The sequence below is a fragment of the Undibacterium paludis genome (assembly GCF_022568815.1).
In the GTDB taxonomy this organism is placed as follows: Bacteria; Pseudomonadota; Gammaproteobacteria; order Burkholderiales; family Burkholderiaceae_D; genus Undibacterium.
In genome coordinates, this window is record NZ_JAKZHX010000011.1 from 81,064 (window position 1) to 101,593 (window position 20,530).

General features: G+C 52.3%; 22 protein-coding genes. 9 read left to right on the forward strand and 13 right to left on the reverse strand.

The features are described from left to right. The first annotated feature begins 367 nt into the window (after window positions 1-367). Window positions 368-1,276, forward strand: coding sequence for a LysR family transcriptional regulator (locus LZ463_RS19030; RefSeq protein ID WP_241457397.1), 909 nt, complete (start codon window positions 368-370; stop codon window positions 1,274-1,276). Window positions 1,277-1,330: 54 nt separating this feature from the next. Here the strand turns inward: LZ463_RS19030 and LZ463_RS19035 are convergent, their stop codons facing one another. Next, entirely contained in the window at window positions 1,331-2,611 is a 1,281-nt protein-coding gene (locus tag LZ463_RS19035; protein ID WP_241457398.1) for a dicarboxylate/amino acid:cation symporter, read from the reverse strand. A gap of 43 nt (window positions 2,612-2,654) precedes the next feature. Beyond that, complete coding sequence (gene aspA / locus LZ463_RS19040; protein ID WP_241457399.1) at window positions 2,655-4,067, reverse strand: aspartate ammonia-lyase; 1,413 nt, start codon at window positions 4,065-4,067, stop codon at window positions 2,655-2,657. A gap of 272 nt (window positions 4,068-4,339) precedes the next feature. Here aspA and cuyB point away from each other — a divergent pair, with 272 nt between their 5' ends. Beyond that, a complete protein-coding gene (gene cuyB / locus LZ463_RS19045; protein ID WP_241457400.1) occupies window positions 4,340-5,806 on the forward strand; it encodes a cysteate racemase in 1,467 nt (488 codons plus the stop codon). 50 nt (window positions 5,807-5,856) lie between these two features. After that, window positions 5,857-6,234 carry a DUF423 domain-containing protein gene (locus LZ463_RS19050; RefSeq protein ID WP_241457401.1) on the forward strand — a complete coding sequence of 126 codons (378 nt, stop codon included), beginning with the start codon at window positions 5,857-5,859 and terminating at the stop codon, window positions 6,232-6,234. Between the two features lie 10 nt (window positions 6,235-6,244). On the opposite strand, the gene LZ463_RS19055 is transcribed toward LZ463_RS19050, so the two are convergent. The 3 genes from LZ463_RS19055 to LZ463_RS19065 form a co-directional block, all read right to left on the reverse strand. Next, the gene (locus LZ463_RS19055) at window positions 6,245-7,585 is read right to left on the reverse strand and encodes a reverse transcriptase family protein (RefSeq protein ID WP_241457402.1); all 1,341 of its coding nucleotides are present in this window, start codon (window positions 7,583-7,585) and stop codon (window positions 6,245-6,247) included. A 263-nt stretch (window positions 7,586-7,848) separates the two neighbouring features. Next, window positions 7,849-8,460: a glutathione S-transferase family protein gene (locus LZ463_RS19060; protein ID WP_241457403.1), complete on the reverse strand. Its 612-nt coding sequence runs from the start codon at window positions 8,458-8,460 to the stop codon at window positions 7,849-7,851. A gap of 76 nt (window positions 8,461-8,536) precedes the next feature. Further along, the gene (locus LZ463_RS19065) at window positions 8,537-9,202 is read right to left on the reverse strand and encodes a hypothetical protein (RefSeq protein ID WP_241457404.1); all 666 of its coding nucleotides are present in this window, start codon (window positions 9,200-9,202) and stop codon (window positions 8,537-8,539) included. 185 nt (window positions 9,203-9,387) lie between these two features. On the opposite strand from LZ463_RS19065, the gene LZ463_RS19070 reads away from it, so the two are divergent. Then, window positions 9,388-11,115, forward strand: a complete 1,728-nt coding sequence (locus LZ463_RS19070) for an alkaline phosphatase D family protein (protein WP_241457405.1) — start codon at window positions 9,388-9,390, stop codon at window positions 11,113-11,115. A 34-nt stretch (window positions 11,116-11,149) separates the two neighbouring features. Here the strand turns inward: LZ463_RS19070 and LZ463_RS19075 are convergent, their stop codons facing one another. Further along, entirely contained in the window at window positions 11,150-11,626 is a 477-nt protein-coding gene (locus LZ463_RS19075) for a GNAT family N-acetyltransferase (RefSeq protein WP_241457406.1), read from the reverse strand. A gap of 184 nt (window positions 11,627-11,810) precedes the next feature. Between LZ463_RS19075 and LZ463_RS19080 the strand changes: the two genes are divergently transcribed. Further along, window positions 11,811-12,662, forward strand: coding sequence for a DMT family transporter (locus tag LZ463_RS19080; RefSeq protein WP_241457407.1), 852 nt, complete (start codon window positions 11,811-11,813; stop codon window positions 12,660-12,662). A gap of 13 nt (window positions 12,663-12,675) precedes the next feature. Here LZ463_RS19080 and LZ463_RS19085 read toward each other — a convergent pair whose 3' ends face one another. The 4 genes from LZ463_RS19085 to LZ463_RS19100 form a co-directional block, all read right to left on the reverse strand. Further along, window positions 12,676-13,245 carry a YceI family protein gene (locus LZ463_RS19085; RefSeq protein WP_241457408.1) on the reverse strand — a complete coding sequence of 190 codons (570 nt, stop codon included), beginning with the start codon at window positions 13,243-13,245 and terminating at the stop codon, window positions 12,676-12,678. Window positions 13,246-13,325: 80 nt separating this feature from the next. Beyond that, on the reverse strand, window positions 13,326-14,120 hold the full coding sequence (locus LZ463_RS19090) for a class I SAM-dependent methyltransferase (RefSeq protein WP_241457409.1): 795 nt from the start codon (window positions 14,118-14,120) through the stop codon (window positions 13,326-13,328). A 132-nt stretch (window positions 14,121-14,252) separates the two neighbouring features. After that, complete coding sequence (locus tag LZ463_RS19095) at window positions 14,253-14,489, reverse strand: helix-turn-helix domain-containing protein (protein ID WP_241457410.1); 237 nt, start codon at window positions 14,487-14,489, stop codon at window positions 14,253-14,255. Continuing rightward, window positions 14,489-15,037: a DUF2975 domain-containing protein gene (locus tag LZ463_RS19100; protein ID WP_241457411.1), complete on the reverse strand. Its 549-nt coding sequence runs from the start codon at window positions 15,035-15,037 to the stop codon at window positions 14,489-14,491. Before LZ463_RS19100 ends, LZ463_RS19095 begins: the two co-directional genes overlap by 1 nt. Before the next feature lie 123 nt (window positions 15,038-15,160). On the opposite strand from LZ463_RS19100, the gene LZ463_RS19105 reads away from it, so the two are divergent. From LZ463_RS19105 to LZ463_RS19115, 3 genes are all read left to right on the forward strand, one after another. Continuing rightward, window positions 15,161-16,018, forward strand: coding sequence for an alpha/beta hydrolase (locus LZ463_RS19105; protein ID WP_241457412.1), 858 nt, complete (start codon window positions 15,161-15,163; stop codon window positions 16,016-16,018). A 314-nt stretch (window positions 16,019-16,332) separates the two neighbouring features. Next, on the forward strand, window positions 16,333-16,539 hold the full coding sequence (locus tag LZ463_RS19110; protein WP_241457413.1) for a DUF4124 domain-containing protein: 207 nt from the start codon (window positions 16,333-16,335) through the stop codon (window positions 16,537-16,539). A 141-nt stretch (window positions 16,540-16,680) separates the two neighbouring features. Beyond that, window positions 16,681-17,103: an Lrp/AsnC family transcriptional regulator gene (locus LZ463_RS19115; RefSeq protein ID WP_241457414.1), complete on the forward strand. Its 423-nt coding sequence runs from the start codon at window positions 16,681-16,683 to the stop codon at window positions 17,101-17,103. Between the two features lie 16 nt (window positions 17,104-17,119). Here the strand turns inward: LZ463_RS19115 and ctlX are convergent, their stop codons facing one another. After that, complete coding sequence (gene ctlX / locus LZ463_RS19120; RefSeq protein ID WP_241457415.1) at window positions 17,120-18,061, reverse strand: citrulline utilization hydrolase CtlX; 942 nt, start codon at window positions 18,059-18,061, stop codon at window positions 17,120-17,122. A 231-nt stretch (window positions 18,062-18,292) separates the two neighbouring features. On the opposite strand from ctlX, the gene LZ463_RS19125 reads away from it, so the two are divergent. Then, window positions 18,293-19,045 carry a head GIN domain-containing protein gene (locus LZ463_RS19125; protein ID WP_241457707.1) on the forward strand — a complete coding sequence of 251 codons (753 nt, stop codon included), beginning with the start codon at window positions 18,293-18,295 and terminating at the stop codon, window positions 19,043-19,045. Window positions 19,046-19,162: 117 nt separating this feature from the next. On the opposite strand, the gene LZ463_RS19130 is transcribed toward LZ463_RS19125, so the two are convergent. Further along, window positions 19,163-20,026: an AraC family transcriptional regulator gene (locus LZ463_RS19130; protein WP_241457416.1), complete on the reverse strand. Its 864-nt coding sequence runs from the start codon at window positions 20,024-20,026 to the stop codon at window positions 19,163-19,165. Between the two features lie 29 nt (window positions 20,027-20,055). Then, window positions 20,056-20,514, reverse strand: coding sequence for a GyrI-like domain-containing protein (locus LZ463_RS19135; protein WP_241457417.1), 459 nt, complete (start codon window positions 20,512-20,514; stop codon window positions 20,056-20,058). Between the last annotated feature and the right edge of the window lie 16 nt (window positions 20,515-20,530).

The window sequence follows — 20,530 nt, forward strand, 5'->3', positions numbered from 1 at the left end:
CATACAAGGTAACAGCAAAGGCAGCAAAGACATTGAATCATCATGGTATAGAACCTGGTTGCGTACATGTGAGACTCCTTTTGCACTGTTGTAGTGCTGCTGTTGATGGACAGGGTTTTCATCGCAGGTACTGGAACATCCCTGCTGTCAGTCAAGATAGCAAGCTGTCTGCGCAGGTTTATGCAAATACACACTGGAGCTATGCCGCAACGGAATACCTGATTTTCCTGTCTGTGGGAAACAGCAAACAAAGAGGGGGAGCAGAAGCTTCTGTGAGGCATGGCAGCAACGCCGTCACGGCAAGCCAGGCTTTGGGCCTATACTGTCGATGCTAATGAATCAGCTTTTCAGGATGTAGGGGGCAGGTATGGATATCAAATGGATAGAAGATTTTCTCAATCTCGCGCATACGCGCAATTTTTCGCGCTCCGCTGATCATCGCAATGTGACGCAGTCTGCATTGAGCCGTCGCATACGTGCGCTGGAAGCCTGGGTAGGCACTGACCTGATAGACCGCAGCACTTATCCGCTGACGCTGACAGCCGCCGGCAAGATGTTCAGCGAATCCGCACGGGAATCTCTGCGCATACTCGACGATACGCGGGCCGTGTTGCGTGGCCAGAATGACGAAAAAAATATCCTCAGAATATCGGCAGGGCATACGTTGTCGCTGAATTTCCTGCCCATGTGGATAGACAGCATACAAAAGGTGCATGGCGAGTTCAAGACTAAAATCGTGCCGGCCAATGTACACGAATCTGTGCTGTCGCTCGTGGAAGGCAATTGTGATTTACTGCTGTGCTACCACCATCATTCCCTGCCCATAGACCTGGACCCGGACCGTTATGAATACATCAGCCTGGGGACGGAAAATGTGATACCGGTGTCCATACCCGGCCGCGATGGCGGGCCAGCGTTTTCGCTGCCAGGCAGCAAAAGCAAGCCTGTGCCGCGACTGAAATATTCTTCTGTCTCTTTTTTTGGCCGTGTTGTTGACCTCATACAATTAAAGACGGAGCAAAAAAGCTATTTTGTCGACACGTATGAATCCGACATGGCTGAGCTATTGAAAAAAATGGCATTGGCTGGCAGGGGTATTGCCTGGTTGCCGGAAAGCTGCATCGTCAAAGAGCTGGCAGAGGGGAAATTGATCTGGGCCGGCTCAGAGCGCTGGTCGCTGACCATAGACATACGCCTGTTCCGCGCGATAGAAGGACAGAATCCCCTGCTCAACGACATCTGGAAAACCCTGACCAACCAAATAAAAAAGCGCTGAGCATCCGTTACAGGATATGCTCAGCGCTAAGCTCATAGACCAGTCTTGTCGTCGTCAGGCTGCCATGCGCTTGACTTGTACAGTCTCAACTTCTGGCTCTGGAACTGTGCTCAATTCACCTTCCCATTTCGCGATGACGCTGGTGGCAATGCCGTTGCCGACGATATTGGTGGCGGTACGACCCATGTCCAGGAACTGGTCTATGCCCATGATCAGCAGCAGACCTGCCTCTGGCAAACCAAACATGGGCAGTACTGCAGCAACCACCACCAGCGAGCCGCGCGGCACACCCGCCATGCCCTTGCTACTGACCATCAGCACCAGCAGCATGGTGATTTGCTGGGTAAGCGACATATCGATGTTATAAGCCTGGGCGATGAACAGGGCGGCAAAAGCCTGGAACATCATGGAGCCATCAAGATTGAAAGAATAACCGAGCGGCAGTACGAAGCTGGTGATTTTTTCATTGATGCCAAATTTACCGAGTTGTTCCATCATCTTGGGATAAGCAGCTTCACTGCTGGCAGTGGAAAACGCCAGCAAGAGCGGTTCGCGCAACAGTTTGAGCAGTGTAAATACCGCGCTGCCAAGAAAGACAAAACCCACCATTATCAGGATGCTCCACAAAGCACCCAGACCCAGGAAGAAGCTGCCAAGGAATTTGCCGTAGATAGCCAGTACGCCAAAACCCTGTACCGTAATCGCCGCGGCCATCGAGGCAAACACACCTATAGGAGCAAAACGCATGACATAGCCGGTCAGTTTCAGCATGATGTGAACGACTTCATCAATGGTTTTTGTCAGCGTACTGACTGTATCCCCTTTGAAGGAGGCGATAGCAAAGCCAAAGAAGAGTGAGAACACCAGGATCTGCAAAATCTCGTTCTGTCCCATGGCTTCGAAGATGCTCTTCGGCACCAGGTGCGTGGTGAAATCTTTCAGGTTAAAGGCTGCCGTATTGAGCTTTGTGGCTGTGCCCAGTTCCGGCAAAGGCAGGCTCAGGGCATGGCCCGGCGCCAGCAGGTTGCAGAACAGCAGGCCGAGGAACAGTGACAGAAAAGACGCCGTGACAAACCAGGCGAAAGCGCGAAAACCTATGCGCCCCATGACTTTGCCGTCTTTCATCCCGGCGATGCCAGACACCAGGGTACAGAAAACCAGGGGAGCGATAATCATCTTGATCAGGCGCAGGAAGATGTCGCTGAGGATGGAAAAATAGCCTGCTACATTTTTTGCATCCGCTGCATTCGGGAATTGCTGATGACAAATGGCGCCGACGATGACACCTAGTAACATGCCGGTGATGATCCAGATGGTCAGTTTGTTTTTCTGCATTGTTGTCTCCTCGTTCAAGATAAGGGTTTTGATTGATAAGGGGTCAGGCCTGGCGCGAGCGTGGCGAAGTCAGTGCTTCGGGATCAAGAATGCTGTCCAGTTGAGCTTTGCTCAGCAGATTTTTTTTCAGCACCAGTTGGTACACGCTTTGCCCGGTTTCCAGTGCCTCCTGCGCGACCTCCGTGGCGTTGGTGTAGCCTATATAGGGATTGAGGGCGGTGACCATGCCTATGGAGTTATCCATGATGAACCTGAGCCGCTCACGATTGGCCGTGATGCCGGAGACGCATTTGTCAGCCAGGGTGATGCAGGCTGCACGCAGATGTTTGACACTTTTGAACAGGCTGTGGGCGATGATGGGTTCAAAGGCATTCAATTGCAACTGGCCAGCCTCTGCCGCCATGGTGATGGTCATGTCATTGCCGATGACTTCAAAGGCGACCTGGTTGACGACTTCAGGTATGACAGGATTGACTTTGCCCGGCATGATGCTGGAGCCAGCCTGCACTGGCGGCAAATTGATTTCGCCAAAACCCGCACGCGGGCCACTTGATAACAGACGCAAATCATTGCAGGTCTTGGATAATTTGACGGCGACACGTTTCAGTACACCAGACAATTGCACGAAAGAGCCGACATCCTGGGTTGCTTCTATCAGGTTCGGTGCTGTCAGCAAGGGGATGCCGGTAATCCGGGCCAGATGGCGGCAAACCAGCGCCGCATAATCGGGGTGGGCATTGATGCCCGTTCCTATGGCGGTGGCGCCCAGGTTGATTTCGCAGATCAGTTGCGCTGCTTCGCGCAGTCTGTCCTGGTCTTCCGACAGCATCACTGCATAGACAGCAAATTCCTGTCCCAGGGTCATTGGTACTGCATCCTGCAACTGGGTGCGCCCCATCTTCAGGTCAGCCTTGAATTCCGCTGCCTTGGCTTCGAAAGATTTTTGCAGATACGCCATGGCATCGACCAAGGGGAAGATGCTCATATAGGTAGCTATCTTCAGGGCCGTCGGATAGACGTCATTGGTGCTCTGGCTCAGGTTGACATGCTCGTTCGGATGCAGGTGAGCATACTCGCCTGGTGCGTGTCCCAGATAGCTGAGCGCCATGTTGGCAATGACTTCATTGGCGTTCATATTGGTTGACGTACCGGCGCCTCCCTGTATGACGTCAACGACGAACTGATCATGCTTTTCGCCATTACGTATCTGTTTGCACGCATGGACGATGGCTTGCATGTGTTCTGAACTCAGCAGGCCCAGTTCAAAATTGGCCATGGCGGCAGCTTCTTTCACACTCGCCAGCGCATTCACCAGTTCCGTATAGGCAGAAATTGCCACGCCCGAGATAGGAAAATTTTCTATCGCACGCAAAGTATGCACGCCGTAGTATGCATCACCCGGGACATGACGGTCGCCGAGCAAGTCGTGTTCTGTTCTTGGAGAAAGGGATGACATGATTAATCCTTATCGGTGGTTGAGATCAGATGAGCTGATTCCATCAAATTGCTATTGCCCGAGCGGAGTCTAGGTGAAGATGGTGGCGGCTTGATGCAAGTTCGGTATGCAGGTATTCCCAAAACGCATAGATCAACTGTTATGCGTCTGCTGCATGAAGTCAGGCCAAATATGCATAAACCTGGACCTGTATTTCTGTATGATCTGGCTCTATACGGACAAGGCATGCTTTCACGCATCCGGTTTGAACATGACAGCAAGGAGAAGACGGGATGACTGGCAATGCTGGTAAGAAGAATCTGGGTATCGTTGGTGGCCTGGGAGCAATAGGTGGCGCCGATATCTTTTTCAAGATTGCCGAATCAGTATCAAAGGAGGGCAAGAGCGATCAGTTCAATATCGTGCTGGAGCAGCATCCCTTCAATGAGGGCCCGACGCCCGGGGCAGAAAATGCCCTGTGCAATGCCCGCAAGCTTTACATCTTTGACATGATCCGCCGTTTTGAAAAATCACAGGTGGAAAGCGTCTTGCTACCCTGCTTCATCAGCCATACCTTCATCGATGAGTTGAAATCAGAAGTCAGTCTGCCCATACTCGATATCATGCAAGCCCTGCGTCTTCATCTGGAACGCAATTACCCAACAGCGGGCAAACTCGGTGTGTTGACATCTGACTATGTCAAGAAAAATGCCTTGTTCGAAAGATACTTCAAGCCACCGGCATATGCATTGATCTACCCCGGTCAGGCAGTGCAGGAAAACTGCGTCATGCAAGCCATTTATGGTGAGCGCGGCATCAAGGCCGGTCATATCCGCGGTGAAGCGGTTGAGTTGATGCACCAGGCCTGTCTGGATCTGCTGAACCAGGGCGCAGAAGTCATCGTCCCCGGCACCACTGAGGTGTCCATCGTCACGGAAGTCTTGCGTGAGCGTGGCATACCCATACTTGACGCCAACCGCATCTATGCGCAATACGCCACGGTAGCGCAGGGACAAGCCAGCGAGAAAGCCTACAAGATAGGTATCGTCGGCGGTGTCGGCCCGGCTGCGACGGTTGATTTCATGAACAAGATAGTCAGGCATACCGCGGCCGAGCGCGATCAGGATCATATCAAGATCGTTGTCGAACATAATCCGAATATTCCTGACCGCACTGCCAGCCTGACAGGTAACGGCACCGACCCTACCATTGCACTGTATTCGGCCTGCAAGAAACTGGAAGAAAGCGATGCCAGTATCATTGCCATTCCCTGCAATACGGCCCACGCCTTTGTTGAACGCATACAGTCGCATTTGCAGATTCCCATCGTCAATATGCTCAATGAGACGGTAGACTATATTGTCCGCCATTACAGTGACAGAACGACGATAGGCTTGCTGGCAACCTCAGGTACGATCAGCAGCCGGGTCTATCATGAAGCAGTGGCGGGTACGGCGTTTCAGATGATCACCCCCGAACCAGCCTGTCAGCAAAAAGTCATGGATGCGATCTATGGTGAACATGGTGTGAAATCCAGTGGCGTTACAGAACAGGCTTATCAGAATTTGTTGTGTGCGCTCGAGCATCTGGTAGCGCGAGGCGCAGAAGTCATTATTCTGGGCTGTACAGAATTGCCGCTATTGCTGGAGCAGACAGAACATTTTGCCGTGCAGGGCAAAGAGGTGGCCGTGCTTGATCCCACCACTATCCTGGCAAAAAAATGCGTGCAACTATCTGGTCGCGCACGACCAGAAGCGTGAATGAAACGTCCTGGTTTACAATGGCAGGATATCTAATTCATGGGTGACCTATGCAAGCACGTTCCCTGGCAGCTGCCGGTGCCATCAATATGTTCATTGCCGTTGCCGCCGGCGCCTTTGGTGCGCATGGCCTCAAGCAAGTCCTGAGTCCCGAGATGCTGGCGATCTGGCAAACGGCGGTGCTGTACCAGATGGTGCATGCACTGGGCTTGCTGATGCTGGGAGCCTTGCAGCAGCAATGGAACAGCGCACTGCTGCGTCGTGCCGGCTGGGCCATGCTGGCAGGCATCGTGATTTTCAGCGGCAGCCTGTATGCACTGGCATTGAGCGGTGTGCGCATGCTGGGGGCGATCACACCTGTTGGCGGTGTGGCATTCCTGGTCGCCTGGGCCATGCTGGCCTGGGACGCTATACGTCGACCACGTTGAAGGCTGCGAATTATTCCGGCTTTGCGGGCCAGTTGATCTGCTCAAAAATCGTTTGCAGTTTTGTTGCACGTGCGGCATTGATCATGTGCAAATGCGCAAGTTTTCCTGCAAGGTGGACGCGGAAGTCAGCGTGATGATCACGATTTTGCGTAGCCGGACCATTGCGGACACAGTTGGTCAGGATAGCTTTCATCCTGTCAAATTCGCTGCGGCGTATATTGCAATGACGATTGATCACAATACCTGTTACTTGCTGCCTGCCAGTGGCACGCATGATGCGTGTTTTCTTATGGTTCAGACTGAAACCTTCTTCAATCGCGATGGCGCCAGCCTGGATGATGAAGCGCTGCAAAGCCCGCGCAAGCTCTTCATCACCTGAGAACGTCAGGTCATCCGCATAACGGCTATACGTGGCTTGCATGCTGGCCGCCAGGGTATGCAGCCGCATATCGAGCCTGAAGGCACACAGATTGGCCAGGGCCGGTGAAGTCGGTGCGCCTTGCGGCAAATGCCGGCTGCGCAACATGTGTCGCACTTGCCATGGCGCCCCCTGACGTGCCATGATTTCATCAAGTACAGTGTTGGGTGTGCGGTGCGTGCACAGGCGTGCCAGGATTGCAGCCACAGACTGAGGATAGCCAAGTTTGGCAAACAGGCTGTGGATACGTGAACCGGGTATGCTGGAAAAAAAATCTTTCAAGTCCAGGCGTAGCACGACTTGTTTTCCGGTATGTAGTGAAGCATGCGACAGGCAGGAATGTCGTTTCCGAAAAGCCTGTGCCGCAGCATGGGGCGGCACGCGATCCAGTATCTGGCGCAGTATTTTTCTTTGTATATTACGCAGGCGCTGTTTGGGCATTTCCAGCAAACGCACGCCACCTGTTGGTTTATCCAGCCAGCGATAACGGTAATGCCGCAAGCCTGTTGATTCAGGTGCGCTGTCGCGCCATTGATCGGCGAACCAGGCCAGTTCACCATGGGGCAGGTTCAGGTAGTTTGCCAGTTCATCGGAATTAGCCAGTGATGGCAAGTTCAGCATCTCCAGCCACACAGGCCTGTCAGGTGCGACAGGAGGCAATAGGCAGTAATGCCTGATCACAGGTGGGGATTCACTACGGAACCAGGCATTGTCAAAGCCATTGTCTGCAAGAATCATGTCTGCCACCTCATGGCGGCTGTAATGATAAAAATGATCCCCGGTATGCCGATGTATCTTCTTGCATAAAGCAGGTATCCAGGGCCATTTCCTGCCCATTACCCAACGCATGTTTTTCATCATGATCACAGGATCACATGGCCCCGCCAGCAAGGCATCAGCCAAGGCAAGTGCGACCTGTTCGGGTTTGTCCATGGAAATATAGTGCAGGAAAAAAGGGGCGGCGCAGAGCCTTCAACCAGTCTTGTGAAGTGTGAGCCTGTTTGCACGTCAGTGCAAGGCGGCTCACGCGATGAAATACCAGGTCTGTCTGTCCTGCGGGGTAACCCCGCAGAGGTGCATTTGATTTGCGGTGAACTGCATCTGTGCACCAGGCTTGAAGGGTACGCCGCGTTGCGACAATAAGCCAGACTGCAACGGCTGTCAATTAGCAATATAGAGAGTAGTGCAGCAAATACCTACTCGCCGTTCTTTGCAACCGCTTTTTGATACGCCGGGCGCGCTTCGACCATGGCGACAAAACGGCTCAGGTTGGGAAATGCATCCGGTCCGGCGCCGCGTACGCCAGCCTGGGCAACGAAGGACAGTTGAATATCTGCACCGGTCAGGCTGTTGCCGACGAAATAATCACGGCCTTCGAGTTCCCTGTTCAGGTAACCAAGATGATTGGCGATCTCGCCATTGATGCGTGGGTGCAAAGGTGCACCGGCTTCGCCAAGGCGGCTGACATACAGCTTCAACAGCAAAGGCAGCATGGCCGAACCTTCGGCATAGTGCAGGAATTGTACGTAGCGGTTGTAATCTGTGCTGTCAGTGGCAGGTGCAAAGCGGCCTTTGCCGTAAGTGCGCAACAGGTAGTCAATAATTGCGCCCGACTCTATCAGCACCTGCTCACCATCACGGACGACCGGGGCCTTGCCCAGCGGGTGGATTTTTTGCAGTTCAGGCGGCGCCAGGCGGGTTTTGGGGTCGCGATCGTAAGAGATGACGGTGTAATCCAACTCTAGTTCTTCCAGTAACCAGGTGATGCGACGTGAGCGTGATTCTTTTAAGTGGTGGACTTCTATCATGATAATACCTCCGGTATTGTTAGCGGACTATTATGCCCATGTTCTGTAATTTTAGTTTTCTGCGCAGTTGACTAGACTATTGCGGCGCGGTGTCAAGAATGCATGCCGTTGTCTCGGTGGCACTAAATGGATATTTAAGCTCGGCTGCTTGTTCCATTTGTCTTTTTATACTATTGGAATCAATTGACTTGGATGCAAATTTTAGATTATCGAGTTCGTCCCGTACGATAAGGTAGTCGCGGTCATGCGAAGTATCATATTGTTTTCTGCAAATCGTTCTGCCTGATTTGAAGTGATAACGCAGTATGGTAGTGGTTTGATCCAAAGACCGACGTTTTGCCCTGGTCTTGACACGTATGTCATGCGACGCTACTAACTCCTTCAATTTGTCAGTGTCAGCTGTATCAAGAATGCCTATAACTTCAAAGCGCTTTCCTGAGTTCATTTGATCAAAACGAAAACGATAGAAATGACCATCATCCATTGATAACAGGGTGTCAGTACGTTCTCCGTAAGGAAAAAATGGATTGGAATAACTTATTTCTATTGCATCCACCACGTCGCCAGGTGCTAACTGTAGCGCTTTTGGATGCCAATGGCTGGTGTACCACGGCTCTTCACATTGCCAAATTGCGCCCATGAAATAGGCAATGCTACAGATGAAGAGCGTCATGAACCACAAAGACATGCCTGCATGACTGCAAAATGGCGTATGAAAGTCTTGGTTAGTCGCGGAAGTCAAAGGGTTCTCAATATTTTTGTCGTCGACCACGTGCTAGTGGCTGGTGTGCGGATTTGTCTCAGTCTTTAACAATATAGGGATGAATTAGAGTGGTGCTACTAAATTAGGTGCATGCAAATTCTCTTGCCGTCACACCAATGACACATCAAATCAATAGACTCATCGATTTTTGGGGAAGATGGCATATGGAAAAGAAAGATAGAAGCGAGCAATTGATGGACTCACCCACGCCTGCCAATACAGGTCGCCGTGGTTTTGTCATCAAGATGTCCTCCGTTGCTGCCGTCATGGCATCGGGTGGTGTGCTGACTGCTTGCGGTGGATCATCCCCAGTCTTGAATGGTGAGATGGCAGCTTTCAATTATGGTGTCGCCAGCGGTGATCCTTTATCTGATCGCATTATTTTGTGGACCCATGCCAAGATTTCGACCGATGCCAGTGTCGACCTGACCTGGCAAATGGCGGCGGATGCGAGTTTTGCCAGCGTGCTGTTCTCAGGCAAGGTGACGACCAGCGCGGCGACAGGTTTTACCGCCAAGGTCGATGCTACGGGCTTGGCCGCCAATACCGAATATTATTATCGCTTTGTCGCGCCCAATAACAGCATTTCACCTGTGGGGCGCACCCGTACCCTGCCCGTTGGCAACGTGGACCAGGTCAAGCTGGCGGTATTTTCTTGTAGTGATTATCCGGCCGGTTACTTCAATGCCTATGACAGTGCGGTGTCATCCGGCGCGCAGTTTGCCCTGCATCTGGGTGACTATATCTATGAATACAAAGATGGCGTCTTCCCTCCGGTGGCTGCACAGGTGGCGGGCCGGGTGTCTGCACCTGCCAGCGAAATCGTCACCGTCGCCGATTATCGTGCGCGCCATGCCCTGCACAAGGCCGACCCTTACCTGAAAGCCCTGCATGCCCGCATGCCCATGATCGCCATCTGGGATGATCATGAATTTGCCAATAATGCCTGGATGGACAATGCTGAAAATCATAATCCGGCGACCCAGGGTACATGGGCAGCGCGCAAGGCTGCAGCCAGCCAGGTCTATCATGAATGGATGCCGATACGTACACCGGATACCAGCAACCTGCTGAAGATTTACCGTTCGTTTGACTTTGGCAATCTGCTGTCACTGCACATGCTTGACACCCGCATCATCGGTCGTGAACAGGCGCCGGACCGCACGCTTGATGCGCAGGGCCGTGACATTGCCGATCCCAAATTCCTGCCGTATGCCTTCAACAAGAACAAGCAATTGCTCGGTACTACCCAGCAGGCATGGCTGGATGCGCAGATGACGACATCAAAAGCGACCTGGCAGGTCCTGGGCAACCAGACCGTGATGGGGCGTGTGCAATTACCTGTATCTGTGCTGTCCACCAATCTGAGTGCAGAATCGGTGACTGCCTACCTGACAGCCAAGGCCACGCCGGCAGCTGCACAAACACAGACACAAAAAGATTTGCTCGATCCAGCCAAAAATCCAAAAATATCGTACAACTTCGATAACTGGGAAGGCTATCCGAATGCCCGCGATGCCGTGTTCAATTCCGCGGCTAAACTGAAAGCGGCGGGCAAGAAATTCCTGGTCCTGTCCGGCGACAGCCATAATGCCTGGTTCAACAAACTGACACTGCCAGATGGCACGCAGGTTGGTGCAGAATTTGCCGGCATGTCGGTGACCTCCGGCGGTTTTGAAAGCGTTTTCCCGCCTGCTGTCGTGCCACCGGCAACACTGGCCGGCACCATCAAGGCCCTGGTCGATGACATCATGTATATTGACACTTACCGCCGTGGCTATATGCTGATCACCGTGACGCCGGCGCAGGCCAAGGGCGAGTATGTGTACGTCAGCACCGTGACCAGTTCCAGCTATACCACCAGTACGGATACCTTCAGCTACGCAGGATAATGTGTTTGAGTGTGTGGTGCCTTATTACTACACACTACCTGTTGTTACTGGTGACGGTGTATTCCATTGCCAGCACGTTCTGGTCAGAGTCAGACGCTACTTCAACAAAGCCCATCTGGCGGTACAGATTCTGTGCCGCCGGGTTGTCGCGATAGACACGCAGGCTGGCAATGGACCGGCCAGTATGACTCAGTGCTGTGCTGAGCAGGCCTTCGCATAAAATCCTGCCATAACCCATGCCGCGTGATGAAGGGGAAACAATGATGCGGCCAAGGTGCACACGTTGTGCATCGCGTTGCCAGTATTGTGCAAAACCCAGCGTTGCGTCAGTAGCATCTGTCAGCACCATTGCGTTTGAACCAGGTTTTTCCAGCAGGTGCGGCAGCGCCCGAATATCGAAAGGATAGGCCAGTTGCGGCCCTGCCCAGCGGGCACAGGACGCGGCATCGCTGATCCAGGAAGCGATGACCGCATAATCGCCGGCTCTTGCCAGTCGCAGTGTCGTGTTCATATAAAAACCTCGTGAAATGACACGCATCATTATGGCATGAGCCACAGCGAATATCTGCAGCGATTCATCGTCAGCCAGGCGACGGTAGTTTTTTGTGCAGACATGTGGTGCTGGCATTTTCCGTGTAAAATTACCGCGGAAATTTCAATTATGAAGCACTTCACTTGTCCGTATTGCTGAATCCATGTCCACTCTGGTCGTTGCCGTCGTCCTGTTTGCCGCCTTTTTGCATGCCGCATGGAATGCGGTCGTCAAGGTTGGCGAGAACAAGTTTTTTAATACGGTGCTGGTGACCAGTGGAGCCGGTCTGGTGTGTGCACTGTTACTACCCTTCGTGCCACAGCCTCATGGCAGCAGCTATGTGTATCTGCTGGGCTCGGTGGCTTTACAGGTCGTCTATTTCTACCTGCTGGCTGCAGCTTACCGGCATGGTGACATGAGTCAGGCTTATCCGCTCATGCGTGGTACGGCGCCCCTGCTGGTTGCCCTTGCCAGCGGCAGCCTGATCGGCGAAAGCCTGCCCCTGTTGCGCTGGGTGGGGCTGGCGATGCTGGTTGGCGGCATCGCCGGTATCAGCCTGTTTGATCAGACGACACGGCAAGCACAGGGCAGAGGTTTGTCCAGCCGTGGCTTTGCCTTGCTCAATGCCTGTTTTATTGCTGGCTATACGGTGGTTGATGGCATAGGCGTACGCAAGTCAGGTGCGCCTGCTGCCTATACCATGTGGATATTCCTGTTGACGGCAATAGTCTTGTTACTGGCCATCCTCTTCACTGACAGACAGGTGTTTTTCCGCTATATCAAAGGCAAGTATATGCTGGGTGTGGCTGGCGGCACAGCTTCTGTCGCTTCCTATGGTCTGGCATTATGGGCGATGACGCTGGCGCCCGTGGCGACGGTGGCGGCATTGCGCGAAACGTCCATCCTGTTTGCAACAGCGATTGCTGCCTGGCTTTTGCATGAAAAAATATCTGCCCGTCGCATGCTGGCGATTCTGCTTGCAGTGGCAGGTGCTGTCGTCATACGCTATACCTGATTTGGATTCTGGCTTATTCCTTGATCGCTTCGACACTGAAGGACAGGGTCACTTCATCGCTGACAAAGGGTACATAGCGTCCCACGCCAAAGTCACTGCGCAATATCTTTGTTGAACCGTTCGCACCGCAGGCACGTTTCAGGTACAGGATCATGAAGCGGCATTCAAACTGGGTGATATCGACAGTCACCTTGCGCGTGACATCCTTGATGGTCAAATCACCTTCCACCTGTACCAGTTTATCTTCATTGAAAACCATCCTGTTCGACTGAAAAGAAATCTTCGGGTATTTCTCTACATTGAAAAAATTTGCCGAGCGCAAGATGTTGTTAAACGTATCTGAACCGGTATTGATGGATTCAGCCTCAATAGAAATCTGCAGGCTGCCGCTCTTGTTGTCCATGTCTAGCTCTATCACGCCGCTATTCTTGTCGAAGCGGCCGCGTTGCAAGGACAGACCCCAGTGCCTGTATTCAAAATTGCTGTAAGTATGTTCCTGGTCAACGATATAACGGTCTGCCGCCTGTGCCGAGAAGGGCAGGGATGATAACAGGAACAGCAGGCAGATAAGAATTCTTGGCATGGTAATGCTCACAATGCAAATGGCGGTAAAGCATCTTATGCTGTTACCGCCATTTGTACCAGTACTGCTGGCTTCAGTGGTCAGGATTTGACGAACTTCAGTGTCATCCTGTCGCTTTCCCCTATGGCTTCATACTTTGCCTTGTCCTTATCCTTGTTGGCGTATGTCGGCGGCAGTGCCCAGACGCCGTTTTCATGATCGGCTGTGTCCTTGGGGTTGGCATTGATTTCAGATTTTGCCGCCAGCTTGAAGCCCACGCTTTCTGCCAGCTTGATGACATAGCTTTCATGGACATAGCCAGTGCTGGCTTTTTCATCCTGTGTCTTCGATGCGGGCAGGCGATGTTCAACCACACCGAATACGCCGCCTGGTTTCAGGGTGTCATACACGTTCTGGAACAGGGCTTTCATGGCCGGTTCGCCGTTACCCATCCAGTTATGGATGTTCCTGAAAGTCAGCACCATGTCGGCACTACCTTTGGCCGCATAGCTGAGCTTGGCAGGTGGTTCAAACACACCCATCTGCACTTTGCCATAGACCGCTGGCGTAGCGTCCAGTTTTTGCTTGAAACGCTCGGCTCCCTTGCTGGTGGCCGGATCAGGCAGGGCCGCGATCAATTTGCCGTTGTCGCGCAGGTAGGGGGCAAGCACTTCCGTGTACCAGCCGCCGCCGGGGGACAGCTCAACCACGGTCATCGTTGGTTTGATGCCAAAGAAACTCAGGGTTTCATAGGGGTGGCGGGCGCCGTCGCGGGCTACATTGGCCGGGGTGCGCTGTGCACCGGCCAGTGCCGCCTTCAGGGCGTCATCGGCCAGGGCAGCCTGGCTGGCAGCGATACCGGTGATCAAACTCATGGCGAGCAATATTTTTTTCATACCGAGTCTCCTTGGAAAAAACGATTTGACTGGCTGGTTTTGATAACGTTCCCGCCAGACTGGATTTGTTTATCATGCAGCGCATCATAAAGGTTTTTGTGTTTTCCTGTTTTTGGACTGTGACGGGTATGACTACTCCATGGCTTCATCGTCGATGCTTTGGCCATCGTTGACCCACTCCATGATGTCGCCGGGCTGGCATGCCAGGTATTCGCAGATTTTTTCCAGTGTGGAAAAACGTATGCCTTTGACCTTGCCTGATTTGAGCAGGGACAGGTTTTGTTCGGTAATGCCGACAAACTGCGCCAGTTCCTTGGATTTGACTTTGCGTCTGGCCAGCATGACGTCGAGATTGATCATGATGGACATCAGATGAAGCCCTCATTCTCTTCTGCCAGTTTGCGGCCTTCATGCATCATGCCTGTCAGCAGGTAAAACACCAGGCAGACCAGCAGCAGGATGAACTCTTCAGAATTGACAGAAAAGCTGATTTTCTGTCCCTGGCTGCCCGGCAGGATGGAAAACAGCAGGCCACGGACCGGCAATTCGATGATGCCCAGCAAGCCGGACAGCGCCAGGCCACCGGCAAAACCTTGCAGACGGCTGATGTTCTCAAAAGAAAAGATTGCCCTGGGTGTCTCTGCCCTGATCATGGCTGCCAGCAGGCGATCAAGCCGCCACAGGCCATACAGCATGGCACATACCGCTGGCAGGCTCAATAGCGCACCTGCCAGCCATTGCTGCGCAGACAAATCCTGCAAATGATGGCCTTCCATACCCCTGGCGCTGAAATGCATGACGACAGGACCAAACTGTGGTGTGAGATCACTCCAGGCCAGGACAAAATACAGGACTTGCAATACAGCACATGGCAAAAGCAGCAGCCGCAACAGGCGGCACAGGGCAACTATCTTCATAAATGTTTATTTAAGGATGATAAATTATCGTTTTACAGTAAGTTATTTCTGTTATAGTTGAATTGTAATTGATCTTTGCGAGAAGTTTGTGTGAAGTTTTATGAATACTGGACGGGGGAAAGTATGCGTAGCAAATGGAATTTATTATTGATTGCTCTGATGTCAACCTGCCTGACAGCCTGTGTCAGCATGCAGGTGGATGAGGCCAATTTCATTCATCCTGACAGCAAATCAGGCTATAAAGTCGCACACCGTTTTGATGAGGCGGCATTGCAGCGTGTCACTCCCGGCGCGGTCTTGCAGGAGCAACTGATCAGCATAGACAAGGATCTTGAATTGCATGGTGTTTCTGTACGGCAGAACGGGGCTGCCATAACGGTATTGTATTTTGGTGGCAATATGTATCATCTCGATGATGGTGCCCCTTACCTTGTAAAAGCGATTACTTCCTGCGGCGCCAATTTGATCAGCTTTGATTATCGTGGCTATGGCCGCAGCAGCGGCAAGCCATCGGTCAGCAATATGCAGGAAGACGCCCTGCGTATCTATGATGCCGTCAGGGAACAGGTCAGTGGCAAGCTGATTGTGCATGGACAATCGCTTGGTAGTTTCATTGCCGGCTACGTGGCGCAGCAACGCAAGCTTGATGGCCTGGTGCTGGAATCAACCGCCACCAATGCCTATGACTGGGCAGTAGCAAATACCCCCTGGTATGCCAAACCTTTCATCGACATAGAATTGAGCCCTGCACTGCAGAATATCGATAATGCCAAAGCCGTATCAGATTACCGTGGCCATGGCCTGGTGTTGGCTGGTGACCGTGACAAGGTCACGCCGATGGAGCTGGGGCAAAAAGTCTATCAGTCCATTCCTTCAGCCAGCAAGCACCTGTTTGTCAGTAGTGGCGGTGACCACAATGGCCTGTTGCGACGTCCGGACATCATGGATGCCTACTGCGCTTTTGTGAAGAGTGTGAAATAAGGTAAGTTTCGCCTGGATGAACGCCTGTTTCTCTGGAGAGCATACCTCGGTATGCTTGCAATTGAGTGGCCAAAGCCTCAGACTTGTCGGGATCAGAGTGCCTGATCTTGTAAGGTTTTAAAACTTGCGTTCGGGTTATTTTTCCTTAAAGGTAATAGGACTTACGCAAAATTGCCCCAGCAAGGCGCTGCGACGAAGACAGTACTATATAGTACGGCTAGGAGCCGCAACGCAGCTGGGGCGGTTTTGCGTAAGTCCTAGGTAAATTACCATTACTACCAGGCAGTCCTTCAGCCGACTCACACCGACATTTCATGAAAAAAATCTCAATACTGGCATTTGCCTTGATGCTCCCTCTTGTCAGTAACGCACAAACCTCGGTTTTTCGCTGCGAAGTTGATGGCCGCGTCGTCTGGTCTGATCAGCCCTGCAAAACCAAGGGCAAGGTGGTCAAGGTGCGGAAGTTGAGCACAGATTCTGCCAGCACACCCAAATCAGAACCGGCAAAACCCAAATCATGATGGCTTACAGCAATTTGTACATAAAGCAGTTTTTTTATGCAAATAGTGCAGTCTGACTGACATTTTGTACAAAATGGCTTTGAGGCGGATCGTGGATTCGGTTACATTTTCTGATGTGTACTGAGTTCCTGTCTGCCCATTATGAATGATACTGATCGCCAACTCCTTTCCCTGCTCAGGGATGATGCACGCATATCGGTGACCGAGTTGGCGCGCATATTGCGACTGTCACGTGCCACGGTACAGAGCCGCATCAGCAAACTCGAAGAAACAGGTGTGATCACAGGTTACACTGTCAAACTCAAACCCTCCAGCGAGGCGCACAGAATACGTGCGTGGACCAGCATTGCCGTGGAAGGCAACAAGGCTGCTGCCGTGATCAAGGCCCTGCGTGGTGAGCCCGGTGTCGCGGCTTTGCATACTACTAATGGCAGATGGGATATTGCAGCAGAATTGCGCGCCGATAACCTGGAATTGTTTGACCAGGTGCTGGGGCGCATACGCAAGATAGATGGTATCGCCAATACTGAAACCAGTATCCTGCTGTCTACCCATAAGGTTTGAAACATTTTCTGTTTTTTCAGGTTGGCTGGACGCGCTGTCTGGCTGCTTTTTCAGGTAGAAAGATTTCTGCCAGCATGCAACGGGCACTGCCCCCGCCGGAATACTCTATATTCTCTATCGGCGCCAGCACGACTTCAGCATAGGCTGCAATCGTCTCTTGCTGGAAGCGCGTCAATGCAGCCCAGGCGCTGCGCGACATGGCAAACACGGGTGCACCCACAACAGACTTCAGTTCCAGCATATTGCCGGCAAAGGCTTCCATTTGTTGCCAGCTGATGCTGATGAGCTGTTTGCCGGATGCGGTCAGCGTTGCACATAAGGCGGTTCTTTCCTGTCTGTCTTGGATTGCTTCAGTACAGACGATGGCCAGGGTTTTGCCCACGCACATCATGACATTGGTGTGGTAAATCGCCCGTCCATAACGATCGCAGGCATGAAACCATACCGGCCGGTAACCGGTATGGCGTACAAATTCCTGCATGGCGGCCGGATGGCTGCGTGAAGAATGACAGACATAGGCAAGGCGCTGTTCATGATCGAATACCATGGAACCCGTTCCTTCGAGAAAACATGCCTGGGCTTCAAGATGGCCGAGGTTGATGATGTCCTGCACCATGAAATCTTTCGTCAGTCTAGCCAGGATGGCTTCGCGCTTTTCCTGTCGTCGGTTTGGCGCTTCCATCGGATAGAGAAAAATCCTGCCATCGGCATGACAACTGATCCAGTTATTCGGAAAGATGGAATCCGGTGTATGTGGTAGTGGCTGGTCGTCGATCACCATGACACTGATGCCAGCCCGGCGCAATGCCAGCACATAGCTGTCAAACTCCAGCAGGGCCTTGGCCTGCGCAAGCTGTTCATCGTCAACTGCATTCTGGAAGGTATTGCTGGTAGCTGTTTGTGGATTGGACATGAATCTGGTCGGACGTATCATCATTACCTGGTTAGTGGTTTGCATTGCATTTCTCCTGCGGCGTCAGTGATGGAGAAATTATGAATCCAGAGGCTGTTGATCATCACTGTGCACTTTGCCAGGTTCGTCCTTGAAATCTTCAAAACGAAGATGGACATTGACGGTTTTGATCAAATGCCAGTCTGTCAGGGGGCAACTGCAAATTTAATCCCGGAACTTGTCTTCCTGAACATGGTCATAAGCTCACTAATAATTAAGGAGATGATCTTGAAAAAAATGATTACACGTCGTTATGTACTGGGCGCCATGTTCGCTCTGGCCACCCTGCCCGCAACTGCAGGCTGGTCTGATGGCTGGTTCAAGGGCAAGGCCGTTGACGGATCGGGTAATATCCAGAAGCAGGACCGTGATGTCAGCGGTTTTACAGGTGTAGACCTGGCCCTGCCGGCGAAGCTGGAGTTGCGCCAGGGTGACAAGGAAGGCGTGCAGGTGGAAACTGACGACAATCTGCAAGCGCTGGTTGAAACCGTGGTTGAACGCGGCCAGTTGAAAATCCGCAATGCTGAAAAAAATACTTACCCGCGCAGCAAAACCATGAATATCGTGGTCATGGTAAAAAGCCTGGATCATGTTTCTGTCAGCAGTAGTGGCAAGGTATGGTCAGACAAGATCATGGCCAAAGAACTGCAGGCCAAGATAGGTGGTTCCGGCGATATACAACTCAAGAATCTGCAGGCTGACAGCCTTAACGTCAGCATTGGTGGCAGCGGCAGTTTCATTGCTGCTGGCAATGCCGCCGAATTTGCTGCCGCCATAGGGGGTTCAGGCGACCTCAAGCTCAGCAAGCTGGAAACAAAAAATGCCAGGATCAAGATAGGTGGTTCAGGCACGGCTACCTTGTGGGTCAGGGACAACCTCGATGTCAGTATCGGTGGTTCCGGCGATATCAGTTATTACGGTGACCCTACAGTCAAAAAATCCATAGGCGGTTCTGGCAGCGTGGTCCGCAAAGGCACCTCACCTGTATGAAATGCCTGTCGTTTGCTGCAATAGTGATCTGAAGTCCGGGGACTGACGTCTATCTTCTCTCGATCGAAGCGCTGTCAGATTCCCGCCAGAACCTCGCCAAAATCGCGACCAGTCAAGTCAACGTAGCGGCATGTAAATATTCGTCAATAAATCTGCGGGCGCAGTGTCACGTGGATTATTCAGGTATTCTTCAAATGGCGGTGCATCATCGATTTCTTCACCGGATGCCGGTAGCCAGACACCAAAGAACCAGCGATAGACGGGCTGCATGTCCGAGTAAGGCCCCTTGTAGGTCAGCACGGCATATTTGCCACCGCGCAGTTCAGTCAGTGACAGGGGTGTTCGCAGTGCCTGTTCAGGCAAGGGTTGTGGCGCACTGATGCATGCTCTGGAGCGCAGCTTGTCTTCTTCCACTGTCATCGCATCATCATAGTAAATCCCTATCCAGCGGGTATTGTCCCTGAACAGTTGCCGTGACGCCGCGCAACCGGTGAGGATGTCGAAGGTCTTGCTGATACCCATGTAGCTGCCGAGATTGTCTATACCCAGCAATTGCACAGGTGCGACGCTGGTGATACTGACCGGGAAGTGCAGGTCGGCACTGAGTTCGTCGGGCAGAGGAAATTGTTGATGGCTGCCTTCCTTGCGGTAACGTGCCGGTGGCTGCCCATAGACAGATGCAAAGATACGGGTGAAGGATTGCAGATTCGGGTAACCGGAAAACTCGGCAATCTTGTCTATCGCCATGTCGCTGCGCGCCAGCAGGGTGGCGGCTCTTTGCAGGCGCAGGCGCTTGACCGTCGCCACCACACTCTCACCATGAATGGCGCGGTAGATGCGGTGCCAGTGACAAGGTGACATGCAGGCGATTTCGGCCAGCTTGTTCAAATCCAGATCTTCATCAAGATGGGCATGCAGGTAATTGGTGACGCGGGACAGGCGGCGTTCATAACTGACTTGCAGGGCTGGATTTGTAGACATACTGGCCTTGGCGGGAATGTAATTGGCGCTTATTTTATACCTATGTAAATGGTAGCCTGCTGCGGTCCCTGATATTCTTCAAAGTCCGTCAGGTAGCAACGTTGATATTCTGTGCTATTGGAAAAATAAGACCAGACCTTGCCCCAGCCTTCTATGATGGCGGCCGGCATGTCGCCTACGCATTCAAACACCATGTAACGCCCTGCAGCAATCGTGATGTTGGCCAATTCTGCCGAGGCTGCCATGACGGCGACACCGGCAGTCACATCAAACAAGCCACTGGCATCACTTTCATAATGGGAATAGACGCCGTAGATTTTTCCGTCGCCGGTTCTTGTTGGCAAGGTTTCGGGCAGATTTCTGGCAAAGAATTGCCCCCACAAAGGGCCTATCTTTCCCTTGGCATTGTCAGCTTCATCGGCATTGCGGGTGCGTACTTGCAGGCCGCTGATCTGGAAGCTGTTGATGTTGATGATTTTTGTCTGCATGGTTTCTCCTGTTCAT